Source organism: Ruegeria arenilitoris (assembly GCF_013032855.1).
GTDB lineage: Bacteria > Pseudomonadota > Alphaproteobacteria > Rhodobacterales > Rhodobacteraceae > Ruegeria > Ruegeria arenilitoris.
The window spans coordinates 669,020-684,589 of sequence record NZ_WQDA01000003.1; the positions used below are offsets into that span (position 1 = coordinate 669,020).

General features: G+C 60.8%; 13 protein-coding genes and 1 tRNA gene. 7 read left to right on the forward strand and 7 right to left on the reverse strand.

Annotated elements, in window-relative coordinates; all coding sequences use genetic code 11:
• Window positions 1–9: 9 nt before the first annotated feature.
• Window positions 10–1,197 (forward strand): pyridoxal phosphate-dependent aminotransferase, encoded by a 1,188-nt coding sequence (locus tag GOW72_RS13480; RefSeq protein WP_170367166.1) that lies wholly within the window; start codon window positions 10–12, stop codon window positions 1,195–1,197.
• Between the two features lie 16 nt (window positions 1,198–1,213).
• Here the strand turns inward: GOW72_RS13480 and GOW72_RS13485 are convergent, their stop codons facing one another.
• Window positions 1,214–1,732 (reverse strand): outer membrane protein, encoded by a 519-nt coding sequence (locus GOW72_RS13485; protein WP_170367167.1) that lies wholly within the window; start codon window positions 1,730–1,732, stop codon window positions 1,214–1,216.
• Window positions 1,733–2,147: 415 nt separating this feature from the next.
• On the opposite strand from GOW72_RS13485, the gene GOW72_RS13490 reads away from it, so the two are divergent.
• Window positions 2,148–3,692, forward strand: a complete 1,545-nt coding sequence (locus tag GOW72_RS13490; RefSeq protein WP_170367168.1) for a trimethylamine methyltransferase family protein — start codon at window positions 2,148–2,150, stop codon at window positions 3,690–3,692.
• Between the two features lie 51 nt (window positions 3,693–3,743).
• Here the strand turns inward: GOW72_RS13490 and GOW72_RS13495 are convergent, their stop codons facing one another.
• Together GOW72_RS13495 and GOW72_RS13500 are read right to left on the reverse strand one after the other, a co-directional pair.
• Window positions 3,744–3,989 carry an EF-hand domain-containing protein gene (locus GOW72_RS13495; RefSeq protein ID WP_093962168.1) on the reverse strand — a complete coding sequence of 82 codons (246 nt, stop codon included), beginning with the start codon at window positions 3,987–3,989 and terminating at the stop codon, window positions 3,744–3,746.
• 536 nt (window positions 3,990–4,525) lie between these two features.
• The gene (locus tag GOW72_RS13500) at window positions 4,526–8,155 is read right to left on the reverse strand and encodes a vitamin B12-dependent ribonucleotide reductase (RefSeq protein ID WP_170367169.1); all 3,630 of its coding nucleotides are present in this window, start codon (window positions 8,153–8,155) and stop codon (window positions 4,526–4,528) included.
• 522 nt (window positions 8,156–8,677) lie between these two features.
• On the opposite strand from GOW72_RS13500, the gene GOW72_RS13505 reads away from it, so the two are divergent.
• Window positions 8,678–9,118 (forward strand): hypothetical protein, encoded by a 441-nt coding sequence (locus GOW72_RS13505; protein ID WP_093962170.1) that lies wholly within the window; start codon window positions 8,678–8,680, stop codon window positions 9,116–9,118.
• Window positions 9,119–9,124: 6 nt separating this feature from the next.
• On the opposite strand, the gene GOW72_RS13510 is transcribed toward GOW72_RS13505, so the two are convergent.
• The 4 genes from GOW72_RS13510 to pdxH all read right to left on the reverse strand — a co-directional run bounded on the left by GOW72_RS13510 (window position 9,125) and on the right by pdxH (window position 10,973).
• Window positions 9,125–9,201: transfer RNA gene (locus GOW72_RS13510), tRNA-Pro, on the reverse strand.
• Window positions 9,202–9,244: 43 nt separating this feature from the next.
• The gene (locus GOW72_RS13515) at window positions 9,245–9,706 is read right to left on the reverse strand and encodes a DUF192 domain-containing protein (protein WP_170367171.1); all 462 of its coding nucleotides are present in this window, start codon (window positions 9,704–9,706) and stop codon (window positions 9,245–9,247) included.
• A gap of 12 nt (window positions 9,707–9,718) precedes the next feature.
• Window positions 9,719–10,246, reverse strand: a complete 528-nt coding sequence (locus GOW72_RS13520) for a cold shock domain-containing protein (RefSeq protein ID WP_170367172.1) — start codon at window positions 10,244–10,246, stop codon at window positions 9,719–9,721.
• 121 nt (window positions 10,247–10,367) lie between these two features.
• Window positions 10,368–10,973, reverse strand: coding sequence for a pyridoxamine 5'-phosphate oxidase (gene pdxH / locus GOW72_RS13525; RefSeq protein ID WP_170367173.1), 606 nt, complete (start codon window positions 10,971–10,973; stop codon window positions 10,368–10,370).
• Between the two features lie 135 nt (window positions 10,974–11,108).
• Here pdxH and fabI point away from each other — a divergent pair, with 135 nt between their 5' ends.
• From fabI to GOW72_RS13545, 4 genes are all read left to right on the forward strand, one after another.
• Window positions 11,109–11,915, forward strand: a complete 807-nt coding sequence (gene fabI, locus GOW72_RS13530) for an enoyl-ACP reductase FabI (protein WP_170367174.1) — start codon at window positions 11,109–11,111, stop codon at window positions 11,913–11,915.
• A 4-nt stretch (window positions 11,916–11,919) separates the two neighbouring features.
• Window positions 11,920–12,429 (forward strand): xanthine phosphoribosyltransferase, encoded by a 510-nt coding sequence (gene gpt / locus GOW72_RS13535; RefSeq protein WP_149774418.1) that lies wholly within the window; start codon window positions 11,920–11,922, stop codon window positions 12,427–12,429.
• Between the two features lie 40 nt (window positions 12,430–12,469).
• On the forward strand, window positions 12,470–13,645 hold the full coding sequence (locus tag GOW72_RS13540; RefSeq protein ID WP_170367175.1) for an aminotransferase: 1,176 nt from the start codon (window positions 12,470–12,472) through the stop codon (window positions 13,643–13,645).
• Window positions 13,646–13,726: 81 nt separating this feature from the next.
• The gene (locus GOW72_RS13545; protein WP_170367176.1) at window positions 13,727–15,568 is read left to right on the forward strand and encodes a peptidyl-prolyl cis-trans isomerase; all 1,842 of its coding nucleotides are present in this window, start codon (window positions 13,727–13,729) and stop codon (window positions 15,566–15,568) included.
• Window positions 15,569–15,570 lie beyond the last annotated feature (2 nt).

Sequence of the window (15,570 nt, forward strand, 5' to 3'; positions counted from 1 at the left end):
AGGCGCGCCATGAAACTTTCGCACCGCATCACGCACCTAAACGGAGGCGGTTCGGACGGGTGGGACGTGTTCTATCGTGCGCGCCGCATGATCGCCGAAGGCCAAGCCGTGACCGAGCTGACCATCGGCGAGCATGACATCCGCACCCACCCCTCGATCCTGGCCGAAATGGACCGGTCGGCGCGCGCGGGCCATACCGGATACGCCATGGTGCCGGGCACGGATCTTCTGCGCGATACCGTAGCCGCGCGGGTGCAGACCCGCACGGGCGTTCCCACCACGCGCCACAACGTGCTGATCACCCCGGGCGGACAAGCCGCACTGTTCGCCGCACATATGGCAGCGTGCGACCCAGGCGATGTGGGTCTCTATCTCGATCCATTCTACGCGACCTATCCCGGCACGATCCGCGGAGCCGGCGCGATCGCGCGCGCGGTTCAGACCCGGGCCGAGGATGCCTTTCAGCCCGACGCAGCCTTGATCACGGAACAGGCCGAGGGTGCCGCTTCGCTGCTGATCAACACGCCAAACAACCCGACCGGGGTCGTCTATTCCCGCGAGACCCTGACCGAGATCGCCGATCTGTGCCGCGAACGCGACATCTGGCTGATTTCGGACGAGGTCTATGGCACGCAGATCTGGGACGGCGCACACCTGTCGCCCCGCGCCCTGCCCGGTATGGCCGACCGCACCCTGGTCGTGGGCTCGATGTCGAAATCCCACGCCATGACCGGGTCGCGCTGTGGCTGGATCGTTGGCCCCGAAGAGGCCATCGAACATCTGATCAACCTTGCCACGCACACCACCTACGGGGTTCCGGGATTCATTCAGGACGCTGCCAGCTTTGCGCTGACCGCCGGGGACGAACTGGAGGAAGAGGTCGCGGCCCCCTTCCGCCGCCGCCGCGCCCTGGCGATGCAGGTTCTGGCCCGACAGAACACGGTGGGCCTGATCCCGGCTCAAGGCGCGATGTATCTGATGCTGGACATCCGCGCGACGGGGCAAAGCGGCGAAGACTTCGCCAATGCGCTGCTGGACACCCACGCCATCGCGGTCATGCCCGGAGAAAGCTTCGGCCAAGCCGCCGCTGGACATGTGCGCGTGGCCATGACCATTGACGATGACCGGTTCGCCGCTGCCCTTCAGACCCTATGCGACTTCGCCGCCCGGTTGGCGAGCCAGACGGCGGCCGAGTGACCGAGACGGGTTTTGTTCAGAACCGGAAGGTCGTGCGCAGATTGAAGGTGTTGGTATCCAGATCGCCGCGCGACCGCGTGACATCGTTGAAATTCTGCCGCAAGGCTTCGCCACTGATGATCAGGCGGTCGCCCAGAGGGTAGGCTACGCCGATCCCGTAGACGGCCGCCGTGTCGCTGTCGCCCGAAGTATTCGCCCGCGCGGCACCCACCACGACGTAGCCCAAAGCGCGCCCGAACTCATACCCGCCGCGCAGTTTCACGCGGGATACGCTGTCCAAACTGCCCTCCGAAGCGCCCAGGTCGAGGTTCAGCCGGTCATATTCCAACTCACCCCCGACGACGAAGCTGCCCAGATCCAGATCGTATCCGATATTCGCGCCGATGCTGCCCGAGTTGCCCCCACTGCCGCCGGGGCCGTCCGCGTCGGTATATCCGAAGGTGAACCCGGCATAAGGCCCGGTCCAATCCTCGGCCAACGCCACCTGCGCCGCTGGAATCAGCAGGACCGACAGCAAGGCGCGGATCAGTTTCATGCAGACCTCCGGTTTTCGTTCAGCACCCTTTGCGATTGCAACAGATGCGGTGATGTGCACTTCAATTAAACATGTGCTTTGGTGCCGTCAGATCAATTCAAGTCACGCAAATCTTAACAATAAGTAATGGAAGCATAACATATTTCGCCCTTTGCATGAGGATTTCCTGCGGCGTTCATCGAAGTTCCAAATTTTCGGGGCCAAAAGCGACATCGGTCGCAAACAGGACAGATTGCTTGCGCGGACCCTGACACCATTCGTCACAGGAGTTGAGGACCACATGCCAAACGATATCTGGAAGATCTGCCTGATCAGCCGCACCATCGGTGCCGATCGGGGGCGTGCGGCACGAGGACGGCCGTGACGGGTTGAAGCTTCCCCCTTTTGACCTGACTTTCAATTTGGAATCCTCACCATGAACGACCACTCCCGCTCAACGTCCCGCAGTGGCGGCCGCGCCGCCCGACGGGCCGCCCGTGCCGCGGCCCTGCCCGAACATCTGCGCCCCGTCCGCCCGGGGCTTGAGGGCGGCACCTACGAACCGCTCAGCCAACAGGACATGGAGCGTATTCACTCCGCCGCTCTCGATGCGCTCGAAACCATCGGTCTGGCCGACGCGCCACCCAGCGGGATCGATTACCTGGTCAATGCCGGCTGTACGCTGGGCGATGACGGACGCATCCGTTTTCCCCGGGCGCTGGTCGAGGGCACGATCGCCCGCGCCAACCGGTCGGTAACGCTGTACAGCCGCGACAGCAAAACCGATCTCGAACTGTCCGGCGGACGCGTTCATTATGGAACCGCCGGTGCAGCCGTCAGCATGGTCGACGCCCAAGGCCGCAACTACCGCGACTCAACCGTGCAGGACTTGCACGATGCCGCGCGGATTTGCGAACAACTGGACAATATCCATTTCGTGCAGCGCCCCATGGTCTGCCGTGACATCACCGACAACCGCGAGATGGACCTGAACACGATTTATGCTTGTTGTTCTGGGACTTACAAGCATGTCGGAACATCCTTCACAGACCCCAGCTATGTAGCTCCGGCCATGGAAATGCTGCATATGATCGCTGGCGGCGAGGATAAATGGCGTGAGCGGCCCTTCGTCTCGAACTCGAACTGCTTTGTCGTGCCTCCGATGAAATTCGCGACCGAGAGCTGCCAGGTGATGGAAGAATGCATCAAGGCGGGGATGCCGGTCCTGTTGCTATCCGCCGGGATGGCGGGCGCCACGGCCCCGTCAACGGTGGCCGGTGCGATTGTCCAGGCTACGGCGGAATGCCTCGCCGGTCTGGTTTATGTAAACGCCGTAAGCCCAGGCGCCCCGGCGGTTTTTGGCACTTGGCCTTTTGGCCTTGATCTCAGGACCGGTGCGATGAGCGTCGGGTCTGGCGAACAGGCCCTGTTGACGGCAGGCTGCGCCCAGATGCACAAATTCTATGACCTGCCCGGCGGCGCTGCAGCCGGTGCTTCGGACTCCAAACTGCCCGACATGCAAGCCGGATGGGAGCAGATGTGTTCCAACGTCATGGCCGGGCTGTCCGGCCTGAACATGGTCTACGAAGCAGCAGGCATGCACGCTTCGCTGCTGGGTTTCTGCTTTGAAAGCCTGATCCTTGGTGACGATCTGATCGGTCAGGCCCTGCGATGCGTTCGTGGGATCGAGGTCACGGAGGACACGCTGGCGCTGGACCAGATCGCGTCGGTCTGTCTCGGTGGCCCGGGTCACTACCTGGGAACCGACGCAACACTCAGCCGGATGCAGGCCGACTATGTCTATCCAGCGCTAGGCGACCGGACCTCGCCCAAGGAATGGGCCGAGCTGGGCAAGCCGGACCTGGTCGAAAAGGCCACCGCGCGCAAAGAAGAGATCCTTGGCGCTCCGTCTCCGGCGCGTTTCGATCCGGCGCTGGATGCGGAACTCAGAAGCAGGTTCAACATTCACTTGCTTGCATAACCAATTGAAAAGCAGCCCAGATCGCTCTGGGCTGCCTCGTACTTCAAGCTGTTAACCGTTGCTGGGCGGCAGCAGACCGGCTTCTTGCGCGGCTGCGATTTCGGCCTCATCCAGAGCGCCGTCACCATTCGCGTCCAAAAGCGAGAACGCATCGGCATCCATGTCGGGCACAACGGCCTGAACCTCTTCGATGGTCAGAACGCCGTCGCCATTTGCGTCAGCCGAGCTCTGCGCGAATGCAAGCGCAGGGAACCCGAGGGCAACTGCGGCCAGAACGGCCAGTTTCTGAGAGTTCATTGTCAGTCTCCTGATAGGGGGTTTGTGGTAGTCTGTCCGGACAGGCACACAAAACACCTGCTCAGCCGCACTGTCATCGGCCGCAAAGATTTTCCAGCAATTCGCGCCAATCCCTGCCCGTTTGGGCCATTTGGAGTCGCAAGCTTTCGCTGTGCCAAGCCGCCCGCTGGCGCATCGGCACAACTTCCCTCATCCGTACCCCCGTTCCCGGCAATCTGCCGCTCAGCCCGACCGAGTCGAAAAAAGAAAGGGGGCCGAAGCCCCCTGTCAGTTTTGCTGTCCAGGCTCAATTCGTTGACCGCCCGGTGTTTTTTTGCCTGCGGCCTGGACTGCACATGGGACGAGCGCACCCGCCCCGTGAGAGAGTGGGAAGGACCGATATTCCGCCCCACCCTGTTCCCGGCCAGCACGGGCATGCCGGCCGAGTGGACCAGGGCGACCTAGGGTAAGTCTCAACGCCCTGATCCGTATTCGTCGGGACCGGAAGTCCGGGGGGAAATCCAGGTCCCTACACCCCGCCTGGCGGGGCGTTTGCCTTAGCTACACCCGCTGGTTGCCCCGCAGGTGTTGCATTTCATGCAGGTGCCGTTGCGCACCAGCGTGTAGTTTCCGCATTCGCCACAAGGATCACCCTCGTATCCCTGCATTTTGGCTTTGGTCCGGGCATCCATCCCGGTAGCCGTTTCGGTGACGACGGTGGTTTCGCTCTTGGTTTCAAAGGTCACGGCCGCTTCGGACAGTCCGGTCGCTTCGCCGGCGGCGCCGTTGAACATCATCAGGTCCTGCGGCAAACGCTTGCGCAAATAACCGGTCGAGCTGATCTGTTTCAGAACCTCCAAGGATTTCGAAGCCGCGCTGTCGCTGATCTCCGAGACGTTCGATACACCCTCTTCTTCGCCACGACCCAAGTCGTCGAATGTTGCGCCCTCGGGTTTCACATGCGCCAGGTCGGTGCGATCGAGGTACGACACGGCCAGTTCGCGGAAGATGTAGTCGAGGATCGACGTCGCGTTCTTGATCGAGTCGTTGCCCTGAACCATCCCGGCCGGTTCGAACTTGGTGAAGGTGAAGGCGTCGACAAACTCTTCCAGCGGCACGCCATATTGCAGACCGACCGAGACGGCGATGGCGAAGTTGTTCATCATCGCACGGAAGCCAGCGCCTTCCTTGTGCATGTCGATGAAGATCTCGCCCAGCTGCCCATCTTCGAATTCGCCGGTGCGCAGATAGACTTTGTGCCCGCCCACGATCGCCTTTTGGGTATACCCCTTGCGACGATGCGGCAGTTTTTCGCGGTGACTGCGGATGATCTCTTTGACCACCACCTTTTCGACGACCTTCTCGGCCAGGGTCACGGCCTTTTCCTGGATCGAGCCGCTTTCGAGGATTTCAGCCGCTTCGTCGTCATCCTCGACCAGCGCCGCTGCCAGCGGCTGGCTGAGCTTGGACCCGTCGCGATACAGCGCGTTGGCCTTGACGCCCAGGCTCCAGGACAGCTCGTAGGCCTTCTGGCAATCTTCGATCGTGGCGTCATTGGGCATGTTGATCGTCTTGCTGATCGCGCCCGAGATGAAGCTTTGCGCCGCAGCCATCATGGTGATGTGGCTGTCAACACCCAGGAACCGCTTGCCCTTCTTTCCACACGGGTTGGCGCAGTCGAAGATTGCATAGTGCTCGGGCTTCAGATGCGGGGCCCCTTCCAGGGTCATGGTGCCGCAGACATGGTCGTTGGCCGCGTCGATATCCGACTTGCTGAAACCCAGATGGCGCAGCATGTCAAAGGTCGGATCGTTCAGCTTGCTGGCCGGGATGCCCAGGACGCCGGTGCAGAAATCCTCGCCCAGCGTCCACTGGTTGAAGACAAACCGGATGTCGAACGCGCTTTCCAGCGCTGCGTCGATCTTGGCCAGCTCGTTCGGGCCGAACCCGTGACCGGTCAGCGAGGTGTGGTTGATCCCCGGCGCGTTGCCGATGGTGCCATGCCCGACTGCGTAGGACACGATCTCCTCGATCTGGGCCGAGGAATAGCCAAGCTTTTCCAGCGCCGACGGCACCGAGCGGTTGATGATCTTGAAGTAGCCGCCCCCGGCCAGTTTCTTGAACTTGACCAGCGCAAAGTCGGGCTCGATGCCGGTGGTGTCGCAGTCCATCACCAGTCCGATCGTGCCGGTCGGCGCGATCACCGTGGCCTGCGCGTTGCGGTAGCCGTTCTTCTCGCCCAGGCTCAACGCTTCATCCCAGGCGCTCATGGCCAGATCGATCAGGCGATTGTCCGGACAGTTGGCGTGATCCAGCGGCACCGGCTTGACCGACAGCTTCTCATAGCCCTCGGTCACACCCTGGGCAGCGCGACGGTGGTTGCGGATAACCCGCAGCATATGCTCGGCATTGCGCTTGTAGCCGGCGAACGGCCCCAGCTCTCCGGCGATCTCGGCCGAGGTGGCGTAGGCAACGCCGGTCATGATTGCGGTCAGTGCGCCACAGATCGCCCGACCCTCGTCCGAGTCGTAGCCATAACCCATGTTCATCAGCAGCCCGCCGATGTTGGCATATCCCAGACCCAGCGTACGGAAGTCATAAGACAACTGCGCGATCTCTTTCGACGGGAACTGCGCCATCGTCACCGAGATTTCCAGCGTCAGCGTCCAAAGACGGGCCGCGTGCATGTAGTCGGCCGCCTGGAACTCGCCATCCTTCAGGAAGGTCAGCAGGTTCATCGACGCCAGGTTGCAGGCCGTGTCATCCAGGAACATGTATTCCGAGCACGGGTTCGAGCCGCGAATCTCGCCGTCTTCGGGGCAAGTGTGCCATTCGTTGACCGTGTCGTGGAATTGAATGCCCGGATCGGCGCAAGCCCAGGCCGCGTGGCCGACTTTTTCCCACAGATCGCGTGCTTTGACCGTGCGGGCAACCTTGCCGTCGGTACGATTGATCAGCTCCCAATCGGCATCTTTCTCGACCGCCTTCAGGAAGGCATTGGTCACACGGATCGAGTTGTTCGAGTTCTGCCCCGAGACCGAGCTGTAGGCCTCAGAGTCCCAATCGGTATCATAGGTCGGGAACTCGATGCTGTCGTGGCCCTGCTTGGCGTAATCCAGCACGCGCTTGATGTAAGTCTCGGGTATCGCGACCTTTTTCGCCTCGCGGATCGCCGTTTTCAGCGCGTCATTCTTCTTGGGATCATAGGCATCCGCTTGCGCGCCGTCCCAGGCGCGGATGGCCTCGAAAATGCCGTTCAGCATCTTCTCGTGCATCTTCGATCCGGCAACGATCGAGGCCACCTTCTGCTCTTCGATCACCTTCCATTCGATGAATTGCTCGATGTCAGGGTGATCTGCATCGACGATCACCATCTTTGCTGCCCGACGGGTTGTCCCGCCTGATTTGATCGCGCCAGCGGCGCGGTCGCCGATCTTGAGAAAGCCCATGAGGCCCGAGGACTTGCCGCCACCCGACAGCGCTTCGCCTTCTGCGCGCAGATGGCTAAAGTTGGTCCCGGTACCCGAGCCGTATTTGAACAGGCGCGCCTCGCGCACCCATAGATCCATGATGCCGCCTTCGTTCACCAGGTCGTCGTCGACTGACTGGATGAAGCATGCGTGCGGCTGGGGATGTTCATAGGCCGATTTCGACTTGGTCAGTTTGCCGGTCTTGTAGTCCACATAGTGGTGACCTTGGGCCGGGCCGTCGATCCCATAGGCCCAGTGCAGACCGGTGTTGAACCATTGCGGGCTGTTCGGCGCGGCACGCTGTGTCGCCAGCATGTAACGCATCTCGTCGAAATAGGCGCGCGCGTCCTCCTCGGTCGAGAAGTAACCGCCCTTCCAGCCCCAATAGGCCCAGGCACCCGCGAGGCGGTCAAACACTTGCTTCGAAGACGTTTCGCCACCAAATTCGGCATCGTCGGCCGGAACCGAGCGCCACAGAAACTCGGGCACGTCCTTCTCACGGACTTTTTTCAGTTTGCTGGGAACGCCGGCCTTGCGGAAATACTTCTGAGCAATCACGTCGCTGGCGACCTGGCTCCACCGAGAGGGGACCTCGATGTTATCAAGGCGAAACACGATCGTTCCATCCGGATTGCGGATCTCGGACGTGACGGACACGAAGTCCAATTCTGCGTATGCGTCCTGCCCTGCCTTGGTAAATGTTCTTTCAATCTTCATGTCCGCCGCCCTAGATCAATCAGCCCAAATTCGGTTGTCCGGCACCAATTCCGTTTTCTGGCGGGGTGCCGCCCGCCTTGACCGCCGATCAGGGACGCAAAGGACCGGGCGCTGCCTTTGGCAGCGCGAACCCGTTTGCACGGTTGCACGTCAGTTTGGAGTGCTTTCCGACCCTCGCCCTATGCCAACTCTGGCTATTCCTACCAGATTTAGTGGCAACTCACTCGGCCCATACAATCTGGCGTATCTACCCATAGTTGGTCAACGGCATTTTTTGGCTTCTAACCAAAACTTTTCTGTTGACCGCAAAACCGCAGGATGGGCCAAGGCACAACGCGCCGATTCCTCCACAACGCTGTCCACAAAACCGTGCAGATCGGTCAAATCGGATTTTCTTTTTTCCCGGCCCGGTTACGAGAAAATGGTCACCTGCCCGCCCGTGCCCCATACTGTGAGGAGAATCACCAATCTTCGTGGCAGCGCAACGCGACGCATCACGACACACAAATGACGGAGTGCGCCGTGAAAACCTCGATTATCCGTTTGTTTCCGGTCCTTACCTTGCTGGCCGCTTGTGCGACGCCCGAGCCGGAACAGTCTTCACGCAGCGCTCAGTTCGCCGAATACCCCGATCAGTTATTCAGCACGTTCGAGATCAGCTGCGAAGGTCCGGAGGAACGGTTCACACGGCCCGAGCGCAGCAGTTTCGAGTGCCGTTCCTCTCTGCCTCCGGAAACCACCGCGTTCTTGATCCTCAACTATGACGGTTACCCGCAGGACTTGCCCAAAGGGGTGCGCCGCATGTCTTCGACCCGCAATCAGGCCGGTTACCGGGTCGATGCCGAGTTGTTTTTCCTGGTCCCCCAGAAGGACGGAGCGACGATCAAGGTTCCCGTCGAAAGCTCGGTTCTGGATGATGAATTGACACGGCTCTACCGGTATTTCGGTGGAACTCCGTTGTAAGGAAAGTGGTCGGGGCGGCGAGATTCGAACTCACGACCCCCTGTACCCAAAACAGGTGCGCTACCAGACTGCGCCACGCCCCGGACCGTGCGCCTTCCTAACGGCGTCATTCGGATTTGAAAAGCCCTAACAGGGCCAGATTGCAGGGCCTTGCGAAAAAATTTCGTGCCGCATGACCGTACCCGGTGCGATCGAGTAACGGGCGGCAAGCCCCGCATTCACCTCAAGAACCGCAAAGACCGAATCGCCGCCCTCGATTGGGGTCAGATCCCCCGGTACGGCATCGGAATGAACACGGGTCACCAAACCTGTGCGATCCAGAAAGATCATGTCCAGCGGGATCAAGGTGTTCTTCATCCAAAATGCGACCGGCTGGGGCGGATCGAACACGAACAGCATCCCTTCGCCCTGAGGCATGCTTTCGCGGAACATCAAACCCTTTGCCCGCTCCTGCGGGGAAACTGCCAATTCGACCAGAAACCGGACCTGTGCCTTGTCATTGCGAAGGTCCACCCGGTCAGACCGGCATTCAGCAAAGGCGCCTTGTGACAGAAAAATACTCAGAAGAAGAGCGGCCAGAATCCGCATCACGCGCAGCGCTCAGTCATTGAGCGCGGATTCCCACGCAAGCACTTGTGCGGCCATGCGGCCCCGCTTGCCGTCGATGACCCGCATCGCCAGCGCCTCGCCCGGTTGGAGATCCGCCAACCCGGACCGGCGCAGAACTTCGATATGCAGAAACACGTCCTCGCTGCGACCAAAGACATTGGCAAAGCCGAAACCCTTGCTCTTGTCGAACCACTTGACCCGCGCGGCCTCGAGCGGCGCATGTGCGATCTCATTGGGATCCATTTCGGCGAAATCCGCCAGCATCACCGAGTCGGCCCGCTCGGGCGGATCGATGCTCACGACCTCAACCGCCTGAACCCCACGATCGGTGCGGTGAGTCATGATCTCAATGCCCGCGCCATCCGCGACCGAGCTTTGCCCGAAGTTCCTCAGAACGTTCACGTGCAGCAGGATATCAGGACCGCCATCGCCGGACACGACAAAGCCATACCCCTTTGCAGGGTCAAACCATTTTACGTGTCCACGAACGCGGTACATGCTGTTCAGGTCTTCTGGCACGGTGTTCCCATCACGAGATTCAAAGGGTCGTTAGGGGTCTGATGTGTATGGAAACGTCGGGCAAATTCAAGCTGAAAAAATTCAGACATTTCCGGGTGTTGCATTTCACGATACGCGAACGTCATGGATTCAACCTCTGTACGTTCCACTTTTGCTCGGACGGGTCGCGCCGCCAGCGGAACCTGTCGTGCAGCCGAAAGGCACCATCCGCCCAAAACTCGATTTCAACCGGCGTCAGCCTGTAGCCACCCCAGAATTCGGGCCTCGGCGGGTTGGATCCCAGCTTTGCCGTCACCTTTGCAACTTCGGCCATCAGAGCAGCCCGGCTGCTCAGAGGTTCCGACTGCCGCGATGCCCAAGCTCCCAACCGACTCTTCAGTGAGCGTGACGCATAATATTCGTCGGCCAAGGGACCGTCTTCTTTGGTGATTGTACCACGAACCCGGATCTGACGCCGCAGTGATTTCCAGTGCATCACAAAGGCGGCTTTGCCGGCCGAATCCAGCTCTTGGGCCTTGGCACTGTGATAGTTGGTATAGAAAACGAAGGAGTCCGCCTCGATGTCCTTCAGCAGCACCATCCGTGCGTTCGGCATACCGTCCGGGTCCACGGTCGCCAGGGCAATCGCGTTCGGATCGTTCGGTTCCGTCTTTTCGGCCTCGGCCAACCAACGGGCCGCGATCACGAACGGATCGTCACCGGCAAAGATGCCGTTTCGCTCACTCATGTCCATCCCCTGGAACGAATTGAACATGACCCTACGGCGAGAACCCGCCCCGGGCAAGAGTGCATGGCCTTGATGCAGCGCAATCAATGGCATAAACCAACGCAACACATCGCGACGACAGGCGGAGAACCGAACATGTCAAATCAGTTGATGGCCGGCAAGCGCGGCCTCATCATGGGACTGGCCAATGACAAATCAATCGCATGGGGAATCGCCCGCGCCTTGTCCGAAGCCGGAGCCGAACTGGCTTTCTCTTATCAGGGGGATGCACTGAAAAAACGGGTCGACCCGTTGGCGGCCCAACTGGCGAGCGAGATCGTCCTGCCCTGTGACGTCAGCAACGAAGAGTCGATCGATGAACTGTTCGCAGCGCTGAAAGAGAAATGGGGCAAGCTGGATTTCGTCGTCCACGCCATTGGTTTCTCCGACAAGAACGAACTTCGCGGCCGTTATGTCGACACGTCGCGCGCGAATTTCAAGCTGACGATGGACGTGTCGGTCTACTCTTTCACCGCGGTGATGCAACGCGCCGAGAAGCTGATGACCGACGGCGGCAGCGCCATTACCCTGACCTATTATGGTGCTGAGCAGGTCATGCCGCATTACAATGTCATGGGTGTGGCCAAGGCCGCGCTCGAGGCGTCGGTGAAATACCTGGCCGAGGACTTGGGCAAGGACAACATCCGCATCAACGCGATCTCCGCCGGGCCGATCAAGACTCTGGCCGCCAGCGGCATCGGCGACTTCCGCTACATCATGAAGTGGAACGAGTACAACTCTCCCTTGCGCCGCAACGTGACCATCGATGACGTGGGCAAATCGGCCCTTTATCTTCTGTCCGACCTCAGCAGCGGCGTGACCGGTGAAAACCTACACGTTGACTCGGGTTATCACATCGTCGGCATGAAAGCCGTCGACGCGCCGGATGTGGAAAAGGGATAAGACCATGAGCGCAAAGGACCGCCTGCCACACGAAAAAGGCTTTCATATCAGCTGGGACCAGATTCACCGCGACTCGCGCGCGCTGGCCTGGCGGCTGGACGGTCAGGGACCGGATGAGGGCGCATGGCGCGCCGTCGTCGCGATCACGCGTGGCGGCATGGCACCTGCGATGATCGTCAGCCGAGAGCTGGACATCCGCACCGTAGATACGATCAGCGTCAAATCCTATCACCATCAGGAACGTGGCGAGGCAGAGGTGCTCAAGGCCCCCGATGCCGATCTGATGGGGGATGGTGAGGGCGTGCTGATCATCGATGATCTGGTCGACAGCGGCAAGACGCTGGAACTGGTGCGCAAGATGTACCCCAAGGCCCATTTCGCCACGGTCTATGCCAAGCCCAAGGGCCGCCCGATGGTCGATACCTTCATCACCGAGGTCAGCCAGGACACCTGGATCTTCTTCCCTTGGGATATGGCCCTGCAATATGTCGAGCCCTATCGCGGCACCGACTGATCCCACTTATCCACCACAAATCAGCAAGACCGGACACCCGATGACATTGACCCGCACCGCCGCCACCTTCGCCCCTCCGGTGATGGAGGCGCGGCGTTGGCTCGAAGGGGTCACGTTCTCGGATGACCGCCCGCTGATCAATGTCAGCCAGGCGGCGCCGGTCGATCCGCCGCCTTTGGCGCTGCGGCAGGCGATGGCCGATTTCGCGATCAATCAGGACGCCGCACATCTCTACGGCCCGGTACTGGGCAACCCCGATCTGCGCGCGGAGCTCGCGCGTGAGATCGGCGATCACTACGCTGCCGAGGTTCGGCCGGAGCAGACAGCCATTACCTCGGGCTGCAATCAGGCCTTTGCCTCGGTCATCTCGGCGATCACGGATCAAGGGGATGAGGTCATCCTGCCAACGCCCTGGTATTTCAACCATAAAATGTGGTTGGACATGGCCGGTGTCAAAACGGTTGATCTGCCGACCGGGTCAGACCTGCTGCCCGATCCCGAACAGGCGCGCGCGCTGATCACCGAGCGCACACGCGCGATCGCGTTGGTCACACCCAACAATCCGGGTGGGGTCGAATATCCGGCGGATCTGGTCCTTGCCTTCTATGACCTGGCGCAACAGCATGGCCTGCGCCTGCTGGTCGATGAAACCTATCGTGATTTTGACAGCCGCAGCGGCCCGCCGCACGCGCTGTTCCAGCAGCCCGACTGGGACCGGACGCTGGTGCATCTCTATTCCTTCTCGAAGGCCTACCGCCTGACCGGCCACCGCGTGGGCGCGATCGCCACAGGTGCGCCGCTGCTGTCCGAGGTTGAGAAATTCCTCGACACCGTCGCCATCTGCCCCGGCCAGATGGGCCAGTTCGCGGCGCTGTGGGGCATGCAGAACCTGTCACAGTGGCTGGCGGGCGAACGCGCCGAAATTCTGGATCGCCGCGCCGCAATCACCGAGAACATGCCCTGCCTGACCGACAAGGGTTGGCGGCTGCTGGGTCTGGGGGCCTATTTCGCCTATCTCGAACATCCGTTCGACATGCCGTCGGACGACCTGGCGCGCAGATTGGTCGCCGAGGCCGGTGTTCTGCTGCTGCCGGGCACGATGTTCATGCCCGATCACGACCCCGCCGGGAAACGCCAGGTGCGCATTGCTTTTGCCAATCTGGACCGTGCTGGAATCGGGTTATTGTTCGACCGCTTGCAGGCTCTGTCCTTCTGAGCTTGCCCCCCGGCATCCCGCGTCGTATTCAGGGCCGCAACAGTCACGGCAGAACCCTGCCGCAAGATCCAAGAGGGCAATATGGCCGCAGGCATTAACAAACTCTCCAAAACCTTCGTCTGGATTCTCATGGGCATGCTGATGCTGGGTCTTGCCGGTTTTGGCGCCGTCAACCTCAGCGGAACGGTACGCACAGTCGCCCAGGTCGGGGATGAGGACGTTTCGGTCGATGCCTATGTCCGCGAGCTGCAGCGCGAAATCCGCGCGGTCGAGGCGCAGACCGGTCAACCGATGCAGATGTCACAAGCCCGCGAGCTGGGGCTGGATCAGCGGGCCTTGGCGCGTCTGGTTTCGCTGGCAGCCCTGAACAACGAGGTCGCACAGCTGGGTGTTTCGATCGGTGATGCCAACCTGCAGAAGGAAATCGTCGGCATTCAGGCCTTTCAGGGCCCTGACGGATCTTTTGACCGCGAAGCCTACCGCTTCCAGCTGGAACAGATCGGCATGACCGAAACCGAGTTCGAGGAAGACCTGCGAAAGGAAACAGCACGGACAATTGTCCAAGGCGCGATGATGGACGGTGTTGAAATGCCCGCAATCATGACCAAAGCCTTGGCCGACTATGTTCTCGCTCGCCGCAGCTTTACCGTCGCAACTCTGTCGCCGGACGCTCTGACGACCCCGATCCGCGAGCCGACAGACGCCGAGATTCAAGCGTATTACGGCGCGAATACCGATCGGTTCACTCTGCCGCGCACCAAAAAGATCACCTACGCCGTTCTGTCGCCGGAGATGCTGCAGGATACGGTCGAAATCGACGAAGACGCGCTCAAGCGTCTGTATGAGCAGCGCAAGGACCAGTATCAGCAACCCGAACGTCGTCTGGTTGAGCGGCTGGTCTACCCCTCGGAAGAAGAGGCGACTGCGGCGATGGCGCAGCTGGAAGTCGGCGGGGCGGATTTTGAGCAGCTGGTACGCGAACGCGAACTTGAACTGAGCAGCGTCGATCTGGGTGATGTGACCCGCGAAGATTTGGGCGAGGCCGCGGATGCCGTTTTTGCCGCAGAGATTGATCAGGTCGTGGGTCCCCTGCCCTCGGTCTTTGGTCCGGCCCTGTTCCGGGTCAACGGATCGCTGGCCGAACAGAACGTGAGCTTTGAGGACGCCGAACCGGAACTGCGCGCAGAGCTGGCCGGCGAACGCGCCCGGCGCCTGATCGAAAGCCAGGCCGAAGACATCAACGACATGCTGGCCGGCGGCGCCACGCTGGAAGAGTTGGCCAACGAAACCGAAATGGAGCTTGGCAAGATTGACTGGACCCGTCAAAGCGATGACGGCATCGCCGCGTATGACGGCTTCCGCCAGGCTGCGCAGGCCGTCCGCGAAGATGACTTCCCTGAAATCGGATTCCTCGAGGATGGTTCGATCTTTGCCTTGCGGCTGGATGAGGTTCTTCCGCCGCGCCCCGAGCCGCTGGAGTCCGCACGCGACCGCGTCGCCGCCGCATGGGTACAGGAACAGACGGCCAAGGCGCTTGAGGAACAGGCCAACGGCATCGTGACTCAATTGGCCGTCGACGGTGATTTCACGGCGACCGGGCTGCCATTCCGTGTCGAAAACGCGCTGACCCGTACCGCGTTTTTGGATAACGTTCCGGCCGATTTCATGACCCAGATCTTTGAGATGGAGCCCAATGAACTGCGCGTGATCGCGGGACCGGATGCGGCATTCATCGTGCGGCTGGACGAGGTTCTTCCGCCTGCGGAAACCGACGAACAGCGCCTGATGCAAGAGGCCGCTGCCGCTCAGCTGAACCAGGCACTGGCCCAAAACATCTTCGACATCTATGTGCGCGACGCTCAGACACGCGCGCGGCCGACCCTGGACCAACGCGCGCTGAACGCGGTTCAGGCCAACTTCTGACC